This window comes from Nostoc sp. FACHB-892, assembly GCF_014698795.1.
Taxonomy (GTDB): Bacteria; Cyanobacteriota; Cyanobacteriia; order Cyanobacteriales; family Nostocaceae; genus Nostoc.
On record NZ_JACJTR010000001.1, the window covers coordinates 409716 to 430457 of the forward strand.

General features: G+C 41.7%; 17 protein-coding genes. 14 read left to right on the forward strand and 3 right to left on the reverse strand.

Features of this window, described 5'->3' with window-relative positions; all coding sequences use genetic code 11:
• Window positions 1-52: 52 nt before the first annotated feature.
• The gene (locus tag H6G96_RS01740) at window positions 53-1255 is read right to left on the reverse strand and encodes an FAD-dependent oxidoreductase (protein ID WP_190909638.1); all 1203 of its coding nucleotides are present in this window, start codon (window positions 1253-1255) and stop codon (window positions 53-55) included.
• Between the two features lie 229 nt (window positions 1256-1484).
• On the opposite strand from H6G96_RS01740, the gene H6G96_RS01745 reads away from it, so the two are divergent.
• From H6G96_RS01745 to H6G96_RS41055, 4 genes are all read left to right on the forward strand, one after another.
• Entirely contained in the window at window positions 1485-2228 is a 744-nt protein-coding gene (locus H6G96_RS01745; protein WP_190909639.1) for a pentapeptide repeat-containing protein, read from the forward strand.
• Window positions 2229-2759: 531 nt separating this feature from the next.
• A complete protein-coding gene (locus H6G96_RS01750) occupies window positions 2760-4235 on the forward strand; it encodes a pentapeptide repeat-containing protein (protein WP_190909640.1) in 1476 nt (491 codons plus the stop codon).
• 279 nt (window positions 4236-4514) lie between these two features.
• Window positions 4515-4754 (forward strand): hypothetical protein, encoded by a 240-nt coding sequence (locus tag H6G96_RS01755; protein ID WP_190909641.1) that lies wholly within the window; start codon window positions 4515-4517, stop codon window positions 4752-4754.
• 170 nt (window positions 4755-4924) lie between these two features.
• Window positions 4925-5185, forward strand: a complete 261-nt coding sequence (locus tag H6G96_RS41055; protein ID WP_242063136.1) for a PIN domain-containing protein — start codon at window positions 4925-4927, stop codon at window positions 5183-5185.
• A 91-nt stretch (window positions 5186-5276) separates the two neighbouring features.
• On the opposite strand, the gene H6G96_RS01765 is transcribed toward H6G96_RS41055, so the two are convergent.
• Window positions 5277-5765: a hypothetical protein gene (locus H6G96_RS01765; protein WP_190909642.1), complete on the reverse strand. Its 489-nt coding sequence runs from the start codon at window positions 5763-5765 to the stop codon at window positions 5277-5279.
• A gap of 629 nt (window positions 5766-6394) precedes the next feature.
• Between H6G96_RS01765 and H6G96_RS01770 the strand changes: the two genes are divergently transcribed.
• From H6G96_RS01770 to H6G96_RS01815, 10 genes are all read left to right on the forward strand, one after another.
• Window positions 6395-6634 carry a transcriptional regulator gene (locus H6G96_RS01770; RefSeq protein WP_190909643.1) on the forward strand — a complete coding sequence of 80 codons (240 nt, stop codon included), beginning with the start codon at window positions 6395-6397 and terminating at the stop codon, window positions 6632-6634.
• A 4-nt stretch (window positions 6635-6638) separates the two neighbouring features.
• Window positions 6639-9752 carry a PAS domain S-box protein gene (locus tag H6G96_RS01775; protein ID WP_190909644.1) on the forward strand — a complete coding sequence of 1038 codons (3114 nt, stop codon included), beginning with the start codon at window positions 6639-6641 and terminating at the stop codon, window positions 9750-9752.
• A complete protein-coding gene (locus H6G96_RS01780; protein WP_190909645.1) occupies window positions 9739-10215 on the forward strand; it encodes a response regulator in 477 nt (158 codons plus the stop codon). The genes H6G96_RS01775 and H6G96_RS01780 overlap by 14 nt, the downstream gene beginning before the upstream one ends.
• On the forward strand, window positions 10215-12179 hold the full coding sequence (locus H6G96_RS01785; RefSeq protein WP_190909646.1) for a response regulator: 1965 nt from the start codon (window positions 10215-10217) through the stop codon (window positions 12177-12179). The genes H6G96_RS01780 and H6G96_RS01785 overlap by 1 nt, the downstream gene beginning before the upstream one ends.
• Before the next feature lie 317 nt (window positions 12180-12496).
• Window positions 12497-13738 (forward strand): pentapeptide repeat-containing protein, encoded by a 1242-nt coding sequence (locus H6G96_RS01790; protein WP_190909647.1) that lies wholly within the window; start codon window positions 12497-12499, stop codon window positions 13736-13738.
• Window positions 13739-14314: 576 nt separating this feature from the next.
• Complete coding sequence (locus tag H6G96_RS01795) at window positions 14315-15514, forward strand: ABC exporter membrane fusion protein (protein ID WP_190909648.1); 1200 nt, start codon at window positions 14315-14317, stop codon at window positions 15512-15514.
• 82 nt (window positions 15515-15596) lie between these two features.
• On the forward strand, window positions 15597-16769 hold the full coding sequence (gene devC, locus H6G96_RS01800) for an ABC transporter permease DevC (protein WP_190909649.1): 1173 nt from the start codon (window positions 15597-15599) through the stop codon (window positions 16767-16769).
• A gap of 110 nt (window positions 16770-16879) precedes the next feature.
• Window positions 16880-17572 carry a DevA family ABC transporter ATP-binding protein gene (locus H6G96_RS01805; protein WP_190909650.1) on the forward strand — a complete coding sequence of 231 codons (693 nt, stop codon included), beginning with the start codon at window positions 16880-16882 and terminating at the stop codon, window positions 17570-17572.
• Window positions 17573-18308: 736 nt separating this feature from the next.
• Window positions 18309-19244, forward strand: a complete 936-nt coding sequence (locus H6G96_RS01810; protein ID WP_190909651.1) for a M23 family metallopeptidase — start codon at window positions 18309-18311, stop codon at window positions 19242-19244.
• Between the two features lie 120 nt (window positions 19245-19364).
• Window positions 19365-19904: a late competence development ComFB family protein gene (locus H6G96_RS01815; protein ID WP_190909652.1), complete on the forward strand. Its 540-nt coding sequence runs from the start codon at window positions 19365-19367 to the stop codon at window positions 19902-19904.
• 66 nt (window positions 19905-19970) lie between these two features.
• Here the strand turns inward: H6G96_RS01815 and H6G96_RS42800 are convergent, their stop codons facing one another.
• On the reverse strand, window positions 19971-20603 hold the full coding sequence (locus tag H6G96_RS42800) for a L,D-transpeptidase (protein WP_347242166.1): 633 nt from the start codon (window positions 20601-20603) through the stop codon (window positions 19971-19973).
• Between the last annotated feature and the right edge of the window lie 139 nt (window positions 20604-20742).

The window sequence follows — 20742 nt, forward strand, 5'->3', positions numbered from 1 at the left end:
TGGGCAAGGGACATCGTTATTTTTCCCCTGCTTCCTCTGCTTCCCCCACTCCCTACTCCCTTATTTCTTTAAAGTAAAAGCGTTCCATGAAGCGGCGATCAATCCAATCTTTGTAACACCACAATAATTTGTGAGGTGGTAAAGTGAAGATGCCTTTGGTTGCGATCGCTCGTTTGTCTCCTGTACCAATTAAACTCAAATATTGTTTCTGTGGTTTATAGGGTTTGAGCGATTTACTTAATAAAATTCGCTGCAAATTCTCAAACAAAGGTTTACCTTGCCTAACAGCAAACACTCCAGCTTTCGGACGCGGATGATTTACTATTGTGGCAACGTCACCAGATGCAAATACCTGGGGGTGCGTTTGAGATTGTAACGTATCTTCTACCAAAATAAAACCTTGTTCATCAGTTCCTAGTCCAGCCGTTTTTAACCATTCGGGTGCTGATGCTTGTGTCACCCAAAAAATTTTATTACACTCTACTGTCAAACCAGATTCACATTTAATCTTAAATATTTCTTTAGTTTCCCTGCGAGTTGTAGGTGCAAGTTTACACACAGTTTCTCCAAGATGTAACTTAATACCTCGCTCGGTTAAAATTTGCTGAATTTGATGGCGTACTGATGAATGGTAATTGGGCATTAGTTCCATACCACGCTGGAATAAATGAATTTCCAGATTTTGAATTGGTTGTTGAGTTTGACGTAAAATGCGGTGTATATGAGATTGCATTGACAGAGCCAATTCTACACCACCAGCACCGCCACCCACGATCGCAATGCTAATTGGTTTTTGAGGATTTTTACCTACAGTTTCAATTAATTCATACCAATGTTCCAATAGGTGCGATACTGGTTTAGCTGCGATCGCATATTCTGCTGCACCTGATACAGACACTGTGGCCGGAGTGCTGCCAATATCAATAGACAGCACATCAAAATCTACCACAAGCCCGTTAGCACACAGAACTTTGTGATTTTCCAAGTCTAGGGCAACTACTGTGTCAATATACAACCGTGCTTGAGCAAAGTTCGCTAAAGGTCGCAAATCAATATGACAATCATCGTGGCTATAAAATCCAGCAATGTGTCCTGGTAACATTCCAGAGTAGGCTGTATTTTTTGCTGCGGTAATCAACGTCAAACGGATACCGGGTAAAGGCTTTTTCCCAAACATTTTCAGCGCAATTGCATGGCTATGACCGCCACCAATCAGCACTAGGTCTTTAACTATAGGCTGTAATTTTTGCTGCATTGAAGTAGTTAATAACAATAGTATTCCAGTTGTGAAATTTTTCGTCTTCGCATAGCGTCTCTGGTAAAAGAAGGCTATCCTTTATAATTAGTGGTTTTCATAAATGATTCTGAATGCTCTATCACTAATTAGGTATCAATCAAATTCATTACGATCAGGGTTAATTGATAGTGAAGATGAAGAGTAGTGAGTACAAGTAATTTTTGAAACCTAATTTTATCAATTAAAAATGTTTACAGGAATTATTAATGCTTTTCATAGCATAAAAAATATTCTACAGACAAATAATAGTCAGATATCAAGAATATGTCTGAAGATATATGATTTCCAGGAAAAGGTTCAACAAACTCAGCATCATTCGCCAAAAGAACGTTTAAGAATAGCAATTGAACAATTAGGGAATAAGACAATAGAAATCAGTCTAGCTGTAATTAATGATTTAGAGCAAATTGCCCAAAATCATCCACAGTATCACTGGACAATCATGGACATACTTACTACTTTTGTACGAGAGAACGCTCCTTTTATACCCCAAGAGAAAGTAACGAGCAACCTGTCAACAAAAATTCGTGTAGATATTCAAGCAGCCCTTACCGTTATCGCTAGAAGAGATGTAAACAAAGACCCAGAGAATGAGCAACTTGATTTGAGTCATACGGACATGAGGGGAGCAAATCTCAATCAGGCGAACCTAAAACAGACAAATCTCTATCAAGCTAATCTTGCTGGAGCTAACCTCACAGAAGCTAATCTTGCAGGAGCAATTCTCAGTGCAGCTAATCTAGAAGGTACTAACTTATATTTGGCTAATCTAGAAGGAGCAATTCTTAGCGCAGCTAACCTCTCAGGAGCTAACCTCTCAGGAGCTAACCTACATTGTGCAAGCTTATATTTAGCTAGGCTGAATGAGGTAGTTATCAATGATACCAAACTTGGTGGGGCAAACCTCAGAGAAGCTAAATTCTCTGATTAAAAAATTAGTCTTGCAAGACGCAAGTCAAAAGTAAAAAAGCTTATAGCGTGGGTTTTTACCGATTTTAAATGAGTGCCCAATTTTCGCTTTAATGTACTATAGCGGTTTCAATACAGTCTGAATCTCACTGCGTATTTGTTAAAACAAACACTCCCCTCTCCTTAGTAAGGTTATGGTGTACACACAAGTATTTTAGAGTTGTCTTACAGCATTTAGATCCTCCTAAATTCCCCGATAAATTGGGGAATTTTAAGAGGTTTTTGCTCCCCTTAAAAAGGGGGGTTGGGGGAATCAAAAGCCTATGGAGGAATGTTATAAGACTTATGTGTACACCGCAGCCTTAGTAAAAAGGGGGTTGGAGGAGAAGGTTAAAAAATGTACTTCATGCATACCAGAAACGGTATAGTATATTCAATGTCATTACCTGGTTAAATGAGTGTCTTAACACCTATTATAATTTTCTGCTAAATGCTATACTATTTTTCCTCAACATCTAAGTAATAATTCTAGGTTGTAAGGAAAATCGTTACCATGTCTTCTAAAAAGACAGACGCTCTTTTGAATTGGTTGATAACTATAACAGTTATATTTGGCTGTTCATTGACTGTAATTTTTTTCGCTTTATCCAGTATTAAAGAATTGTCAATTCAGGAAAAAATTCAGTATAGAAACCAAGCATTAACAACTACTGCAATAGTTTTTCTCGCATCGGCAGCAATGTTTAATACTTATTATGCAGCAAAGCGTGCCCAAGCGATGCATAAAAATGCGATCGCAAGTGAGAAAAACCTAGAAATTGGCATTCAAAATGTAAAAGTCAATCAAGACAGATTGATTTCAGAGCGCTTTATGGGAGCAATTGCCCAGCTTGGTCATGAAAAGGTTGAAACCCGGACAGGCGCAATTTATGCATTAGAAAGAGTTGCCCAAGATTTTCCTAAAGAACACTGGACAATCATGGAAATTCTCACTGCCTTTGTGCGAGAAAATGCACCTATCCAGCAGGTGAGAGTAGAGCAACAAAAACTGGAATATTCACCAGCAGCTTACTCAGGTAGGCGTAGAGGTGAGTTGCGTCCGACACAGCAGTTAGAGCAAAATCTCCATGAAGAATTGCCAACAATCCGCACCGATATTCAAGCAGCTCTAGCTGTTATCGGCAGGCGTAATTTACTCGAAGACCCAAAAGATCAGAAACTTGATTTACGTAATATCGACATCAGGCGAGCAGACCTGCTAGGAGTTAATCTGCAACAAGCAGACTTACGTGGTTCTGACCTGAGTGGAGCTGACCTGCGTGGAGCCGACTTGAGTGAGGCTGACCTGAACGGCGCTAAACTCATTAAGTCTATTCTCTATGAAACCAAATTACTAAAAGCTAGCCTCTGTGGAGCAAACCTGTGTTGGGCTAATCTCAACCGTGCTAATCTCTTTGGAGCTAACCTACGTTCAGCCAACCTCTCTGGAGCAAGTTTGCGTGTAGCTGATTTACAAGGAGCAAACCTTTATAAAGCTAACTTACAACAAGCGACCTTAAAAATGGCTAACCTCTCTGGAGCAAAGCTATTTTTAGCTAACTTGCAAGGAGCAAAACTGGGTAAAGCCAATCTCCAGATGACGGGTTTGATTGGTGCCAACCTCTCAGGGGCTAACTTGAATGGTGCCAACCTTTCTGAGGCTAACTTGAATGCAGCCAAACTCCACCAAACAGAAGTCTATTTTGCCAACCTCTCAGAAGCCAGTTTCACGGAAGCCGACCTGTATCAAGCAAACCTCATCGGAGCTAACCTGCATAGAGCAACCTTTTATCAAGCTAACCTGACTCAGGCAAACCTTATGGGAGCGAACTTTTTAGAAGCTGACCTGAGTGATGTCAAACTGGAAGGGACGATTTTAACAGGGGCTAAAAATTTAGAGTTGCAGCAGATTAAAAAAGCATTTGGCGATCGCACCACTCGTCTACCTGATTATATAGAAGCACCGACAGATTGGCGACAATCAAGTTGAGTGACCGCAGCATCATTATTTATTTGGGCGCATTCTACCAGTTTCACTTAATGCTATAGTTTTTACCAAAATTCTCCGTAAATATTTGGGAGATGAGGAAGATAAAAGCTATGTCTGATAACAATACAGACATACCGAGAAATTTATTTATAATTCTAATTTTATCGAACAGAATTTAGGAGTCAGAATTCAGTTGGGTATTCTGACCGAAAAACTTGTAGGAGAATATAGAAGAGAACAATCTTACCTACAGTATTAATAAATGTTGAGGGAAAAACAATGCAATCAGCTTTACGTATCACAACCAAAGTTTTACCAGGAAACAAAATAGAAATTGAAATTCCAGAAGCTGAAATAGGCTATAGCGTTGATGTATTTGTAATATTACCAGAAAAAGCTGAACCAAAACATCGCTCTGTACTAGAGATTATTGAAGAAAGCCGTAAGAGACACCCTTCTCGAACTGCTGAAGATATAGACAGACAACTACAACAAGAACGCTTATCATGGGACAGCTAATGCTTCCAGCAAGTGGCTCTATTTATATAGATACTTCAGTGGCTATTTATACTATTGAAGGCATCTCTGATTATTACTCTCTTCTGAAACCACTATGGTCTAAGTTTTATGCAGGAGAAATTCAAATCATCAGTAGTGAACTAATATTAATGTAGGTTTTAGTTGTTCCATTGCGTAATGGTAATAATTCTTTAGTTACAGACTATCAAGAACTCTTATTGTCATCTCAAGTACAATTAATTCCCATTAGTCAATCAATACTACGACAAGCTGCAAATATTCGGGCTACAAGTAACCTCAAAACACCCGATGCCATTCATGCTGCAACAGCTTTATCTGTTAATTGCCACCAATTTCTTACCAACGATAAAGGCTTTCGTAATGTTCCTGGTTTAGCTGTTGTTATCCTCAATGAAGTTTTAGCATCTTAAAACAATTCGCACAACAATCTTACCGGAAAATCTTCGACCACCCAAACATTGGAAAACTCAAGTTTCACCCTCAGAACCCCAAGGTTGAGGCTCATGCTGACACTGTGGATGGTTGCCAAGAAATCTCCAATAAACCTGTCAACAGCTTTACTATTTCCTTATTCTTAATACTTGCGTTTCTATAACGATCTTGCAAATTTTGCAGAATTTTTATTTCCTGTTGAGGGGTAAGCAGATTAGCTAATTTTATGCAAGACAACTGAAAAACTTTACGCAATTGTGCTTGTTCTTGAGAAGAAACATTCATTGCACAGAAAGCATCTCTAAAATTTCCACCTTCTTCTAAGGTAGCTTCAAACTGACTTTGCTGTATAGGAGTAAAAATTTTGTTAATTTGAAAGCGAATCTCATGGTGAAGCTGAACTAACTGTTCTTCTTCTTGTGGAAGTATTTCTGTCCCTACTAGTAAAGGAAATAGATCCGTTAAAGGTTTATAAATATCAGTTTGGATATTAACTGGAGTAGTTGCAAAAGAAGTAACCACTGATTTGATGACGAGTGAGCTAAATTTAGTTTTCATAAAATATCCTCTTAGTATTTAGTATTGACAAAACAGCCCTGTATAAGTTTTTATAAGTATTTAGTTGAAGCACTTTCGGATTGGGTTAGGGCTTATGCAACCCAATGTCCATGTTGACGAGACACCAGAGTTAGTTAAAGGCGTTATAGTTTTTGCTTGTACTTAGATGAATATTGAGAAAGTTATCTCTTTAAAGAAAAAGAAATGTTTTTTTTACAACCATCACGGGCTATCGGCTGTAAATAGCTCTTATGCAACTTGTGAAAAAAACAGACTAAGGTAGATAAAATATCTATCTAAAGATAGTTTCATTGAAAAATGCCTCTAATGTAACTATCTTTAGATACTTGACAAAAAATAAAATATAGCTTCTTTTTAGCAAAATTAATTTAATTTTTCTCGTTCTAACTTCTAAATGCTGGATACTTACGGTATGCCCCTTCTCCCTGATTTAGTAGAGAAAGATGATATGGAAGACTTATTTGCTTTCTTGTCACACTGTCAATAAGAGGAAGAGAGGCAGAGAAACCCAGCTTACTGGTATAACCTGAGAAATATTCCCTAAGCAGGAGATAAACAATAAGACACCTGTCCTATCCTAGTCATTGCTATGGGGATAGAAAAAGGAGATGTCTGTCAGAAAGCAGCTGGAGATTTTAGATTTAATTCCGGAGCTTCGGCAGCAACTCAATCTTTTTCAGAAACAGTTTGCTACTAAATTAGAGGTTTCATTAAAACCAGTCAAACGTTGGCAGAATAGGCATACAGTGCCTTCACAGATAGCACTAAAACTAATAAAAGAAATGTTACGGCAGATGGGTGAACCCGGCAAAAGGCTGCTGAACCAATATTTTCCAGAAGCAGAGTAGGGTTATGGCTCATCAAGTGAGGGCATCGAAATCTAAAAACATTTTTGCTGGCAGTAGAGAGCTACTGCTACACTATGTTATTGCTTTGCTATCCGTTGCCTTAGCACTGGGGGCAACTCTGCTGCTCAAAACATACCTCACGCCAACACCTGCGGCGCTGTTTTTTGCTGCGGTGATGGTGAGTGCCTGGTACGGTGGCTTGGGACCGGGGTTACTTGCCACTGTTTTGTCTACTTTGGCAATCAACTACTTCTTTTTTAAGCCAGTTTATTCGCTAAACATTATAAATATCAACTTTTTAGTCCCGTTGCTTGTGTTCATGCTGACAGCAGGGTTAATCAGCTTGCTCAACGAATCACGCCGCATAGCTCAACGGAAAGCTGAGGCAAGTCTGAAGTCACTACGCGAAAGCGAGGCAAGGTTTGGTCGCTTAACAGAGTCCAATATTATTGGGGTACTTGTGGCTGATCTCAACGGCTTAATCATGGAAGCCAATCATGCCTTTCTGCAAATGCTCAATTATACACACGAGGATTTGCGCTCTGGTAGAATTCGCTGGGGCGAGATTACTCCACCCGAATACATTGAGGTGAGTGAACGAGCAATTGAAGAACTCAGAATTACTGGGAGTTGTCAGCCCTTTGAGCAAGAATACATCCGCAAAGACGGCTCTCAAGTTCCCGTCTTAATTGGCTTTGTCAAGCAGGGAGATCGGACAATCATTGGTTTTGTTCTTGACTTGAGCGAACAGCAAGCTGCGCTACGCGAACAGCAAGCTGCGCTGCGCGATCGCAAACAAGCAGAAGTTTCCCAAAGCATCCTGCAAATGCTCTTAGAACACGTCCCAGAGGGAATTACAATCACCGACGGCCCCCCTGATTTCCAGATCATCGCCAACAGCAAACTCGCGCAAGAGCTTTTGGGTAGACCTGATGAATCCCTCGTTGGCATGACTTCTGGTAATTACGTTCAGTCCATTGGTCTGTTTTTGACTGATGGTGTAACGCGCCTTACCCTAGAGCAATTGCCTTTATATCGTGCTACGCGCTACGGTGAAACAATCCGCGACGAAGAATGCATCATTGAACGTCCAGATGGAACCCGGATTACAGCGATCGCTAATGTAGTACCAGTCCGAGATTCCCAAGGTCAAATTATCGGTGCAATCAATTGCTGGCGAGACATCACCAACCGCAAGCGCATCGAAGAGGCACTGCGGCAACGAGAAACGGAACTTCGCTTAATTACAGATACGTTGCCAGTTTTGATTTCCTTTGTAGATTCAGAACAACGCTACCGCTTCAATAACCGAGCCTATGAAGAATGGTTTGGGCATTCGACAGCAGAAGTTTATGGAAAGCATCTTTGGGAAGTTTTAGGTGAATCCGCTTATGAAGTAGTTCGTCCATACGTGGAACGAGTACTTGCAGGAGAGCAGGTCACTTATGAAAGTCAAGTTCCTTATAAAGATGCTGGCACACGCTACATTAATGCTATTTGTGTTCCCCAGTTGAATCAACAGGGAACCGTTGAAGGGTATGCGGCGTTAATCACTGACATCAGCGAACAGCAGCAGGCAAAAGCAGCGTTGCGTGAAAGTGAAGCCCGCTTTCGCCACCTTGCAGACACCGCCCCTGTACTAGTCTGGATGTCTGGCACTGACAAACTTTGTAACTACTTTAATAAACCCTGGCTAGATTTTACCGGGCGGACTCTAGAGCAAGAAATGGGCAATGGGTGGGCTGAAGGCGTTCATCCCGATGATTTTCAGCGTTGCTTAGATACATACACCAATGCCTTTGATGCCCGACAAAAATTTCAAATGGAATATCGCCTCAGACGCAATGATGGCGAATATCGTTGGCTTTTCGATACTGGTGTGCCTCGATTTGCACCAACAGGAGAGTTTCTCGGCTATATCGGTTCTTGTGTTGATATCCACGATCGCAATCTGGCACAAGAAACGCTACGTGATAGCGAGGAGCGATACCGAATTTTAACAGAAGTTTCGCCCCAGGCTATTTGGATGGGCGATAGCCGTAGTGGTATTACTTATTGCAATCAATACTGGCTTGATTACAGTGGATTGACAATGGAGCAGACGGCTGGGTATGGCTGGATTGATATCATTCACCCTAATGATCGCGATCGCGTCTTTAAAACTTCGATGCAGGCTGTTACTAAAGCTACAAACTACGAAGCAGAAATTCGCTTCCGTCGAGTTTCTGATGGTAGCTATCGTTGGCATATTGTGCGGGGTTTGCCATTTCGAGATGCAGCTGGACAGATTATCAAGTGGGTGGGCGTTGCCAGCGACATTCACGATCGCAAAGTTGCCGAAGCCGCCTTGCAACAACTCAACGAAATGCTAGAGCAACGGATTCAAGAGCGCACAGCCCAACTCGAAGCCGCCAATAAAGAACTCGAATCCTTCTCCTATTCAGTCTCTCACGACTTGCGATCGCCGCTTCGCCACATCGCCGGATTTATAGAATTGCTTCAAAAACGGCATAGCTCAACAACTATATTAGATGAAACAAGTCAGCGTTATTTAAAAATAATTGCAGAAACTAGCAAACAAGCAGGAATACTAATAGATGAGTTGCTCACATTTTCTCGCATGGGGCGCACCGAAATGCGCTACATCGATATCAATATGGAGCAACTGGTAGAAGAAATAAAACGCGATTTGGAAATCCAAATCCCAGGACGCACAATCAATTGGCACATAGAGTCACTGCCAGAAGTGCAAGGTGACCCTTCCATGCTGCGGCTCGTCCTTCGCAACCTCATAGACAATGCCGTAAAATATACGCAGACTCGAAACCCAACAGAAATTACTGTTGGCAGTACTGACAATGAAAACGAAGTTGTCTTTTTTGTACAAGATAACGGCGTAGGCTTTAATATGCAATATGTTCACAAATTATTCGGAGTATTTCAACGCCTGCATAGCGAACCACAATTTGAAGGCACAGGTGTTGGATTGGCAAACGTGCAACGCATTATTCATCGGCATAATGGTCGAGTCTGGGCAGAGGCTATAGTTGACAGTGGAGCCACCTTCTATTTTTCACTACCTAAGTTGTCGAAAAAGGAGGGCAATGAAAGAACTTAAGCGAATTCTGCTGATTGAAGACAGTGCCAATGATGCAGAATTAATATTGGCCGCTTTATCAGAAAATCATCTCGCCAACGAAGTGGTGGTACTGCGTGATGGAGAGGAAGCACTAGATTACCTCTATCGCCGGGGGCTGTTTAGGTTGCGGATGGAGGGGCATCCAGTTGTGGTTTTGCTCGATTTGAAACTACCTAAAATCGATGGATTAGAAGTGTTGGCAGAACTCAAATCTGATCCAATAATGCGAGTGATTCCAGTCGTAGTGCTAACTTCTTCTCGTGAGGAGCCAGACTTAGTTCGATGCTATGAGTTAGGCGTTAATGCCTATGTCGTCAAGCCTCTTGATTACCATGAGTTTGCCGATGCTATCAAGGGTGTAGGACTGTTTTGGGCAATCATTAATCAGCCTCCTGTTGGCGCTCTACCTCCAGCACCTCATCGTCAACAGGAGAAGAACTGATGAATCTACTCCGTTTCCTGCTTTTGGAAGACAGTTTGTTAGATGCGGAGCTTGCCGAAACAACGTTAACCGAAGGGGGAATTAATTGTGAATTAATACGAGTTGAAACTGGCGCTGATTTCCTGGCTGCTTTGGAAACAGAAACTTTCGATTTAATTCTTGCCGATTATGCGCTGCCATCTTTTGATGGAATTTCTGCTTTAGAAATTGCCCGAAATCACTGTCCAGAGGTTCCTTTTATCTTTGTCTCTGCCGCGTTGGGTGAAGAATTAGCGATCGAAGCCCTGAAGAATGGTGCAACCGATTATGTATTAAAACAACGATTAGGACGGTTAGTTCCCTCAGTGCAGCGGGCATTGCGGGAAGCCAAGGAGCGCCGGAAGCGCCAGCAAGCAGAAGAGTCGTTACAGAAGAGTGAAGCCAAGTATCGCAGAATTGTTGATACCTCTTATGAAGGAATCTGGACGATTGACTCTCAATCACGAACAGAGTTTGTGAATCAACGCCTCTGTGAGATGTTGGGTTATCCGGCAGAAGAAATGTTCGGTCGTTCTATGTTTTATTTTATAGATCAGGTTGATGGGGTAGCAGCCCAAGAGAAACTGGAGTGGCATAAGCAAGAAGGTAGCGATCTTAAAGAAGCTCGATTGCGCTGCAAGGATGGTTCTTACATTTGGACGCTGATTTCTGCTAGAGCGATTTTGAATGAACAAAACGATTTCTTGGGCGCGATCGCTATGCTAACTGATATCACTGATCGCAAGCGCACCGAATCAGAACGTGATCGCCTTTTGCAACTTGAGCAAAGAGCTAGGGCAGAAGCAGAGGCTGCTAACCGAATCAAAGATGAGTTTCTAGCAGTACTTTCTCATGAATTGCGATCGCCACTGAATCCGATTATCGGGTGGGCAAAACTGTTGCAGAGCCGTAAATTTGATGAGATATCGCTCCAAAAAGCCCTTCAAACTATTGAACGCAATGCCAAATTACAAGCTCAACTAATTGAAGACTTGCTGGATGTTTCTCGCATTCTCCAAGGCAAACTCAACCTCAACATGATGCCAGTCAATCTGGCATTCATTATTGAATCTGCAATGGAAACAGTGCGTTTGGCAGCCGAGGCAAAAACTATTCAGATTGAGACGGCGCTTGATCCACAGGGGAAAGTTTTGGGTGATTCGACTCGTTTACAGCAAGTCCTCTGGAACCTGTTATCAAATGCTGTCAAGTTTACAGAGGTTGGGGGAAAAGTAAATGTGCGATTGGAGTGCATCGACACTCAAGTGCAGATTACTGTGAGCGATACAGGTAAAGGTATTGATTCTGACTTCCTACCTCATGTGTTTGACTATTTCCGTCAGGGTGACGGTACAACAACTAGAAAGTTTGGTGGGCTAGGATTAGGTTTAGCGATCGCTCGTCACTTGGTCGAAATGCACGGTGGAACGATTTGCGCTGAAAGTCTTGGTGAGGACAAAGGAGCTATCTTCACAGTTAAGTTACCACGGCTCAAGGAAGCTGCAACAATCAAGAATGACACGAATGATGATTCCTCAACAGCCATTTCTGCCTTCTCTTCCCTCATGGGTTTACAAGTTTTGATTGTAGATGACAATGAAGATACCCGCGACTTTTTCAGCTTTGTGCTGGAAGAGTTTGGAGCGATCGTCACCACAGTAGCATCAGGAGATGAAGCATTACAAGCGCTAACACAGTCAAAGCCAGATATCTTACTCAGCGATATTGGAATGCCAGAAATGAACGGCTATATGCTGATAAAACAGGTGCGGACTCTAGAAGCAGAAATAGGGGAAAAGCAGATTCCAGCGATCGCTCTGACTGCTTATGCAGGTGAAATCAATCAGCAACAAGCGCTAAAAGCAGGATTTCAACAATACATCGTTAAACCTGTAGCACCAGACGAATTGCTCATGGCGATTTCTAATTTAGTCCAATCTACTTAAGTGTTCGTGACAACCTGAATAATTAGATGAACCTCGTTAGTGTTACAGATTTTAAACTATTATTTACAGATAATACAAACGTTTCAATTGCCTGGAATAGCCTTCCTGTAAGCATAACAATGCTGTATCTCTATCACTAACCACTACATTTTAGAGAATATTTGAAATGGTTGAAAAATCAAGTTATCAAAAATTTTATAGATAATTTCTATGAAATAGATTTAAGGAGCTATCAAGTAGTTACGTGTTTGTACTCTATCATAACGCTATAGATACTCTTAAAATCAACCTAAATTCACTTCGGAAAGGAGCCAGATATGAAGACTTATGACATATCTCTCATAAAGACAAATGGATTCACGACTTTGTTAGTATTTGTCTCAATTATATTTATTTTCACATTAACTCTAATTTTCTCATTCTTTGAAAATATTCAAGGATTTCCAAATCAAGAAAAAATAGAATATATTAATCAAGCATTAACAACTATTGCCATAATGATTGGAGGATTAGCATTAATAATTAATGCTTACTATACTTCCAGACTCTCTTTTGGTGGCAATCAGAGTGCGTTAACCAAACTTCTTTTTGGGGCACTAGGTTGGGACAACAATATCGAAACTGGCATTAAAAACACCCAACAAACTATAGAAGAAATTGTTCCAGAACGTTTTTCTAAAGCAATTGAACAGTTAGGAAATGAAAAAATTGAAACGCGGTTTGCCGCAATTTATGCTTTAGAAAGAATTGCCAAAGATTCTCACAAAGACCATTGGACAATTATGGAAATTCTCGCTGCGTTTATCCGCGAGAATGCTCCAGTGAGTCATAAATATGAGGACGATTTAGAGGAGTCATCAAAACTTCCTACAGATATTCAAACAGCCTTAACTGTCATTGGACGACGCGATTCACATAAAGATCCGGTAAATCAGAAACTAGATTTACGCAATACAGACCTCAGTAATGCAGACTTAACAGAAGCCAACCTCTCAAAAGCAATCCTTACAGGATCTAACTTGCAATGGATCAATTTTACGCGAGCAAATCTCTCGGAGACAGACTTATCAATAACCTATCTTTGTGGATCAATCTTCTATGAAGCCAACCTCTCAAAAGCAATCCTCCCAGAAGCCAATCTCCAAGGCGTAGTCCTCAGAAAAGCGAACCTCTCGCAGGCAATCCTTTATGATGCTAGCTTGGAAGGGGCAATCCTTTGTGATGCCAAATTAGAAGGAGCAATCCTTTGCGGTGCAAACTTAGAAGGAGCAATCCTGTGTGATGCCAACTTGGAAGGAGCAAACTTTGAGGATAGCAACCTTCAAGATGCAAACCTGATTGGTAGTAACTTGCAAAACGCAAAACTTGCTGGAGCCAACTTAGAAGCTGTATTACTCAGTACAGCTAACCTGCAATATGCTAACTTCCAAGAAGCTAACCTCTCTAGAGCAAACTTCAGCGGATGTGAAAACCTTGAATTACAGCAGATTGAACCGGCAATTGGCGATCGCACAACAATCCTACCGGAAAATTTTAAAATACCCAAACACTGGAAGTAATAAAAAGCTCAGTTTCAGTCAAATTAAGCCCCTTGTTCTAACAACCCGCACAAGCGGGTTTTGTTTGTTTAGACGCTTTAGGAGAATAAATTTTAAGAGTTAAATATATCACTAAAAGTTATATAAATATAAAATTGAAAGACATCTTTTAAGAATTGCAATTTATTAGTATTTCATAAAAAATATTTTTTTTGATTAATTTGTCTCTAATTGTTGGCACTGTTACAACCCACATCTTTGAACCCGTTTACTATATCTGAGTACTTTCAAAAAACAAAAGTAGTTCGTTAGGAACATAAATTTCTTAATATTGGAGAATGATTTGTTATTATCCTAGTCGGCTAAATTGCAGTAAGTTGGTAAATTACAACAGTTCTCATCTGCATGAAGTATAAAACTCCCGGTTTTGAGGCAGGAGGTAGAAACTCTTTATGTATGATGTGTGAGTCGAGCATTTTGTAACTCACTTAAAAAACAAACTGCTGTATCAACAATTTCAATTTTTTATGAACTCTGAATCAAAAAAATAACAATAACTATTTAGTTTTTTCTGCGCCGCTAGTTAAGAGGTAATCTATGGTGCGAAACTCAAAGCTAGGGTACAGAACGTTCCCTAAGCTTATTCTGCGTCCATCCGTTGCTATAGGTATAATTGCATCTTTATTGGTTGGCGGAATAAGTTTTTATATAGTAAAACGCTGGCAAAATTATGCAAATCCAGAGGCACAAGTGCCAGCAACACAATTACCACAGTTAAAAACGGTAACAGCTTTAGGGCGGATTGAACCACAGGGAAAGGTAATTAAACTTTCTGCTGCGGTGTCTGCGGAAGGAAGTCGGGTAGAAAAGTTGTTAGTGAAGGAGGGGGATAAGGTAAAAGCAGGACAGGTGATTGCGATTTTGAATAGCCGCGATCGCTTGCAAGCAGAATTAGATGAGGCGCAGGAACAAGTAAAAGTAGCCCAGGCAAACCTAAACCGCACCCAAGCAGGTGCTAAACGCGGTGAAATTGCCGCCCAAAAAGCTGCGATCGCTCGCTTAGAAGCAGAACGCCAAGGCAATATTAATGCCCAAGTAGCAACAATTGAACGATTTCAAGCCGAAGTGCGTAACGCCCAAACAGAAGACGAACGCTATCAGCAACTATATCAACAGGGCGCAATTTCCGCTTCCCAACGGGATAGCAAGAGTTTAAACTTGGAAACCGCCCAAAAAAACCTGCAAGAAGCACAAGCACAGTTAAATCGTACCCAATCAACTAGCCAACAACAGGTAAAAGAAGCCACAGCAAAACTTGATGAAATTGCCGAAGTGCGCGGAGTGGATGTAGAAGCTGCCCAAGCAGAAGTCAATCGGGCCGTAGCAGCCATGAATTTGGCAAAAGTCAATCTAAAACAGGCCGAAGTGCGATCGCCTCAAAATGGACAGATATTCGAGATCCATACCCATCCTGGCGAATTAGTATCAAATGATGGTATCGCTGATATCGGACAAACCAAGCAGATGTATGTGATAGCCGAAGTTTACGAAAGCGATATCGGCAAAGTGCATTCAGGGCAGCAAGCGCGAGTATTTGGTGATTCCCTTTCAATTGAATTGCAGGGAATTGTAGATCGCAAAGGCTTACAGGTGCGGCGGCAAAATGTCATTAACACAGATCCTGCAAACAATATCGATAACAGAGTAGTGGAAGTCCACATCCGACTTGATGAAGCCTCCAGCCGAAAAGCCGCCACCTTAACCAATATGCAAGTTAAGGCAGTAATTGAACTATGAATTGGAAATTGGGCATTGGGCATTGGTTATTTTCCCTGCTCCCCCTGCCTCCCCTGCTTCCCCTGCCCCCCCACTCCTCATAATGGGATTGATTAAAAAACTGCGACGCCGAACTCCTCTTGGATGGCTGCAACTGAATCATGAAAAAAGCCGTCTTTTAGTGGCATTGTCAGGCATTGCCTTTGCGGATCTTCTCATGTTCATGCAACTGGGCTTTCAGACTGCGCTGTATGACAGTAACACTAGACTGCATCGCAGTTTGCAAGCAGACATTGTTTTAACCAGTCCCCAAGCCCGTAACTTGCCAAGCTTGTCTACATTTTCTCGGCGGCGACTTTACCAAGCAATGGATATACCAGGGGTGAAGTCGGCAGAACCAATGTATTTCAACAACACAATCTGGAAAAATCCCCAAACACACCGTGAGACAGGGGTTTTAGTTATCGGGTTCAATCCAGATAAGCCAGCCTTTGACTTACCCGATGTTAACCAGCAATTGCAGACAATCAAGCTGCCAGGTGCTGCCTTGTTTGATCGTGGTGCTAGAGGAGATTACCAAGAAGCGATCGCTCAAATTGACCAAGGTAAAACCCTAACCACCGAAATAGAACGGCGTACAATTACCATTAGTGGCTTATTCCAAGTTGGGGCTTCCTTTGGCGCTGATGGCAATCTGATTACCAGCGATCAAAACTTTTTGCGGCTATTTTCTGGGCGACAGTCCAGCAGTGTTAGTCTAGGTTTGATTAAGGTAAAACCAGGCTATGACCCGAAAAAGGTGGCAGTAACATTGAAAGCCTACCTGAAAGATGATGTCAAAGTTTTAACCCACGCCGAATTTATTGAATTTGAGAACAACTTTTGGAGAACAAATTCTCCAATTGGGTTTATTTTCAGCCTCGGTGTCTCAATGGGCTTTGTGGTGGGCGTGATTATCGTCTATCAAGTCCTTTCCACCGATGTTAATGCCCATGTTCGAGAATATGCCACCTTCAAAGCAATGGGATATCGCAATTACTACCTGCTAGGTGTGGTGCTTGAAGAATCGTTGATATTAGCAGCACTGGGTTTCTTCCCCGGATTGGGAGTGTCTTTAGCACTTTACCAACTGACTCGCAGTGCGACAAATTTGCCTATGTATATGACTGCGATTCGAGCATTGCAAGTACTAGTGTTGACTATCATTATGTGTACAATTTCCGGTGCGATCGCCACCCGCAAACTCCAAGCCGCCGACCCGGCTGATATGTTTTAGAACTAGGGGAGTAGGGAATAGGGAAGAATTTTTACAACTCCTAACTCCTAACTCCTAACTCCCCACTCCCCACTCCCCACTCCCCACTCCCCACTCCCCACCCCCCAAATATGCTTCCCGTCATCTCCATTGAGAATCTCGACCACTATTTTGGTCACGCTTCACTCCGTAAGCAAGTTTTATTTAACATCAACTTAGAAATTAACGCCGGTGAAATTATTATCATGACTGGACCCTCTGGTTCTGGAAAGACAACCTTGCTAACCTTAGTGGGTGGGTTGCGTTCTGCCCAATCTGGTAGTTTGCGGGTGTTGGGACAAGAACTTTGTGGTGCTAGTGCTGAACAACTAGTGCAAGCGCGACGACGTAACGGTTATATTTTCCAAGCACATAACTTACATGGTAGTTTGACGACACTCCAAAACGTCAAAATGGCTTTGGAATTGCACAAAAATCTTGGGTTAAAAAAAATGCTAGCTAGGTCAGCCCAAATGCTAGAACAGGTAGGATTAGGAAATCATTTGCATTACTATCCTGATGAACTGTCTGGCGGACAAAAACAAAGAGTAGCGATCGCTCGTGCTTTAGTTAGTCATCCTCAAATAATCTTAGCGGATGAACCTACCGCCGCCCTTGACAGTCAATCGGGACGAGATGTAGTTAATCTCATGCAAAAACTCGCAAAAGAGCAAGCCTGTACCATTTTGATGGTTACTCATGACAATCGCATCCTAGACATTGCCGATCGCATTGTTCACATGGAAGATGGCAAACTCAAGTCAAAAGTAAAACTATCAGCTTAGAGTTGTTAAATTCATCCCACCCCTAAAAGGGGATGGGATAACACGAAAGACTGTTGACTGTTAACCGCGTCGGGGCGTTTCTCATCCCATCTTTAAAAAAAAGAGTGGGTTTTCCCGATGCCTTTTTATATAAGACTTACGCATCAAGTACGAAATGTAGGGGCAATTCATGAATTGCCCCTGGTAAATCAAGGCTTTCACTGCTTTTTTGCGTAAGTCCTATTATAATTTCACGCCATATCTCAATAAAAATTATTGTATGGCAGGCATCTTGCTCGCCCTATTAAAGTTCCCTCTTACCTCCAAGGCAACAGACTCGCTGATTCCGTTACACCAACTTTAACTGAATAGTGTAGTTGAGTGTCCAGTTGAACAACTGTCCAGTTGCTTCCAAGATTTCCTTCAAGTACTATTATGTAATGGCTATAACCCTTAGAGTTTCTTTTGTTGCCTGACAAATGATACCTACGGTAGGCCACAAGAGCGTTTTTGTGATCAATCTAGTTAAATTTTAAGATCATTGCCAATGTAGGCTATTAAAATTAATCTCAATTCACTAAATTACAGTTATAAATCATTTCTCCTTGTTTCCTACCCCCTGTGCCTGTTCTATCTATAAGCCTCTAGAGGATTTCCCAACATTTATGGTTTTCAACAACATCTATTGCGAACTAGAAACACTAGTAGAAATAAGCTAGTCTATTTTTCAACACAAGCAAGGAATTTTTGTAGCTCTATGATTATTGACAATAGCGCTAGTAGTTCAAACAAGAAGTTGCTCGATTTTGATGTCAAGAGTTTGACAGCTAATCGGCGTGCAATAAATGTGTTAAAGGGAATATTTGCTGTTCTTCCCATCACCTTCGCATTGCCTGTAGATGCTTTACAAGTAAAGGTGACTCCAACTAATCCTAAATTAGGGGATACACTCTCAGTGGAGATTAATCGAGATAATCCCGATAATAGTACAAATCCAACAGTAGCTAGTGGTAATAATACATACCCAGCCTTTGAAATTGCTCCCAATCAATATCGGGCCTTGATTCCCACAACTCCACTAGAAAAAGCTGGAACCAGAACACTTCGGGTTACAGGGGATGGTCAAGTACGAAACTTGGCAGTGAATGTACTTAATCGCAAGTTCCCCGTACAACGCATTACTTTACCACCCGGCAAAGCTGGAGTGGGCGCCACAGAGCATGAACTTAAGCGTGTGGCAGCTTTCAAGGCATTGCAAACACCAGAAAAATATTGGAATGGAGTATTCTTAAAGCCAAATGCAGGACGAATAAGTACAACCTATGGTGTACGTCGCTACTATAATGGTACATTTGCAAAGGACTACTATCATCGTGGTCTTGACTACGCTGGTGCAGCTGGTTCATCGGTAATTGCCCCGGCCTCTGGGCGAATTGCTTTGGTAGGTAGGGTATCCCAAGGGTTTCGGGTACACGGTAACGTAGTTGGCATTGACCACGGTCAAGGAGTGACCAGTATTTTCATGCACCTGAGTCGTATTAACGTTAAAGAAGGTGATTTTGTGAAAGCTGGCCAACTAATTGGCACAGTAGGTTCAACAGGTGCTTCCACTGGGCCACATTTACACTGGGGTCTATATGTAAACGGACAATCTGTTGATCCAACGCCTTGGCGAACCAAGACCGTTAACTAGTAGAGACAGAGTTGATCTCGTCTGTGCATAATTTATGTTTTTTTGCTGATAATTAGGCAAAATAAATTTGATTTATACCGCTCCTACCTTGCTTGGCTAACATAAATGATGATAAGCATTATGAGTATCGAAAAAATTGTAGAACAAGCTCTCCAGGATGGTTATTTGACGCCAGCAATGGAAGCAGAAGTCGGTAGAATCTGTGACAACGCCTCAGAACTCTCAATTGAAGAGTATATGGCGCTTGATCGGCTGATGGGGGCACTATTGACTGGTGAGGTAGTGGCGGTACCTCGTAAACAATTTATTAACGTTATGGAAGAATTGGTACTGACGGAAGCGATCGCACGAGTCGCAGAAATTGAAGCTACCAGTGAAAGCTCTTTAGATGTCGGGGATATTGCTGCTTACGCCCTCAATCGGCTACCACCTCTATATGCTACTACAGAAGAAGGTGCTAACTTCCAGCGCCAAACGGCTCAGGCACAACTTCAAGACTTAATTTCTCAGCAAATAAGTGAGGCGATTAATCGTTACCTCGATCGACCTAACTTCTTCCCAGAACGACAAGCCTTAGGCAAAAATACTGGCAATGAAGTTGTACGCCAAGTTAGTGCTTTACTCCAAACATACGCACCTAACTTTGAGCAAAAATTATAATTTTAATAGTCATTGGTCATTAGTTATTAGTCTAAAACAAATGACTAATGACTAATGACTCTATAATTAATCACGTACTAACACTGTTGTCCCTAAACTTACCTGTTCATACAACAATCGAACATCAGAATTACGCATTCTTAAGCAGCCGTGGGATACAGCCGTTCCTACCAGGTCAATCTCCGGCGTGCCATGAAAGCCAATTTCATTCCGTCCATCTGACCAAAAACCAATCCATCTGTCTCCCAAGGGACTATCCGTACCAGCCTCAAATACTTTGCCCGTAATTGGGTGACGCCAGATTGGATAGTGTCGCATATGGAACACTTGAAAAGAACCTGTAGGCGTTTCCCAGCCTTTCTTACCTATAGCGATTGGGTAGCTGGCTATTACCTCATCTTCTGCGTATACATAGGTGCGGCGATCGCTTAAATCAACCACTACTTGCGTCTTGGCATTCGCCAGCCTATTAGAAGGTACTTGCTGGGCTGAAGCCTTAGACCATAAAGATTTTGGCCAACTATCCGCAACTGGATTTTGTTTTTCTGCTTGCGCCACCAGCCGCGTCTTAGTTGTTGGTAGATCCGTTTCAGCTATATTCTTCTTAATGCTTTGGGGCTGAGTTTGAGGCTTAATAGTAGAAGGCTTAAGTGTAGAAGTACTTCGGACAGTTGCTTTAGCTACATTTTTCTTAATTATTTTCGACTTAGTTTGAGGCTTAATAGTAGAAGGCTTGAGTGTAGAAGTACTTCGGACAGTTGCTTTAACTACATTTTTTTTAATTATTTTTGACTTAGTTTGAGGCTTAATAGTAGAAGGCTTAAGTGTAGAAGTACTT